Source organism: Paraherbaspirillum soli, from assembly GCF_042654985.1.
In the GTDB taxonomy this organism is placed as follows: Bacteria; Pseudomonadota; Gammaproteobacteria; order Burkholderiales; family Burkholderiaceae_D; genus Paraherbaspirillum; species Paraherbaspirillum soli.
In genome coordinates this window covers 1-1,920 of record NZ_JBHSMT010000018.1, presented here as the reverse complement: position 1 = coordinate 1,920, position 1,920 = coordinate 1, and the positions used below count along the sequence as shown (strand labels likewise).

Here is a 1,920-nt window from a genome sequence, read left to right as displayed (position 1 = left end):
GCTCATCGGCCCGAACGTCTGCGGCCCCGCCGACCACACATGAAACGCGCCGGGCGTGCGGCCGACCAGCCCATCCTCGGCGCCGCCGATCACCAACTCGCTATGCCCGCCTTGCAGCCGTATCCCCTGCTTGGCTCTCAGGTGGATCCAGTCGCCGGTGCTGATGATCTCCACCACTTTCTGCGCGATCAGTTCGATGTCGTCGCTCTGCGCCTGGATCTGTACTTTGCCGCTGGCGGCGACCAGTTTGATGCCGAGCTTGTGCACGAACACCGACCATTTCTCGGCGATGCTGGCCAACAGCGATTTGCCGACCGACAGCGATAGCTGCTTGCCGCTGGTCAGCGCGATATGTTCGCCGCTGGCGATATGGGTCGATTGCGCGGTCGTGGTTTCGATGCCGGCCGGACTGGCCAGCACCAGGTGCGGTGCGGCCAGTTCCGGGAAGCGGCCGGCTTCGCTGCTGCCGCCGGCGCCCTGGATCGCAGCGTTCTGCGCCTGGATCGCTTGCGCGACCTCGCTTTGATCGACGCTGCGCTCTTGCGCCTGATGCTGTTGCGCCAGATCGGCCAGGCTGGCGTGCTGCTCTCTGGCCTGAGTCAGACGTTGCGCCGTTTCGCCAAGGTCGGTGATGTGACCGTGCGCCTGGCTGCGGCCTTCGGTGGTCAGCAGCATGCCGTGGGCCGCTCTGGCGACGCCGTGGCCATCGCTGCGCAATTCCCAGCCATTGCCGCGGGCGTCTTTGCGCCCCGCATTGCCGTCGATGCGGGTGATGTGGCCTAGTGATAGCTGGCTGTGCTGATGGTCGCTTTTGAGCTGGGCCTGGATTTGCTGTTCGGTATCGTCCAGGATCAAATGATTGCTTCGCCCGGCCGCACTATTGCCGCCGCCCGGCATCAGTTCGCGGCTGCGGAGGCCGGACAGCGCTTGCTGGCTGGGCAGCTGCCACGGCGGCTGGTTCATCTGGTTGCTGACTCTGCCTATGCACAACGGCAGATCGGGATCGCCGCCGTCGAAACCGATCACGACTTCTTGTCCGATGCGCGGCAAATGCAGGCTGCCTAGCTGGTTGCCGGCCCACATCTCGGCGCTGCGGATCCAGCAACTGCTGTTTTGGTCGTTGTGTCCAAGCCGGTCCCACGCAAACTGGACCTTGATGCGGCCCAGCGCATCGACCCACAAATTCTGTCCTTCCGGCCCCACCACCTTGGCGGTGACCACCCCGGCTATCTTGGGTTTGGGGCTGTTGCGGGCGGGGCGGAATTCTTGCTCGCGCGCCGGATGAACTTCAAACTCGGCGTCGACCCGATATTGCTGGGCGTCGGGATCGCCGGGGCTTTGCGTTGCCTGCGCCACGTCTTCGATTGTCAGGCGGGTCGAGACGATGATGTACTCGATGTTGGCGGCAGCGTGCGGATGCTGTTGCAAGGTAAAGGTACACCCCGGCACCATGCCGCGCAGCGGCCCGGAGCCATGGGCGCGGCGGCCTTGGCTGCTCATCGCCTGCATACGCATCAGCGCGATGAACTCGCCTTCGGCGCGCGGATGATTGGTGGTTTGCTGCGACCCGGCTTGCGGTTGGGTGTAGTTGGCATCGACGCGCCACTCGTACATCTCCTGATTATTCTGCGCCGTCGGACGCGGCTCGCTGCGGCGCACCGTCAGATCCGCCTTCGGCCGCATGTAGTCGTAGTCGCGGCTAGTGTAAGTGCCGGCGGTCAGCCGGTGCGCGGGACTGAAGCTGCGGATGGTTTCTTCCGCTATCCGGTTGCCGTCCGGGCGGAATTTCAAGACATGGTAGGTGCTGCTGGCGGAGGGTCTGAACGCCGCATTGGCGTCGGCCAGGATCAGGCGATGCGCGCCGTCGCTGTGCTCAAAGAAATAGCTGATGCCCCATTCTTCGCACAGGCGGCTGAAAAA

1 protein-coding gene is annotated in these 1,920 nt (G+C 64.4%); it reads right to left on the bottom strand.

Annotated elements, in window-relative coordinates; genetic code table 11:
- The coding region (locus ACFPM8_RS11650; protein ID WP_378997719.1) for a type VI secretion system Vgr family protein at positions 1-1,920 on the bottom strand (1,920 nt) is incomplete at both ends.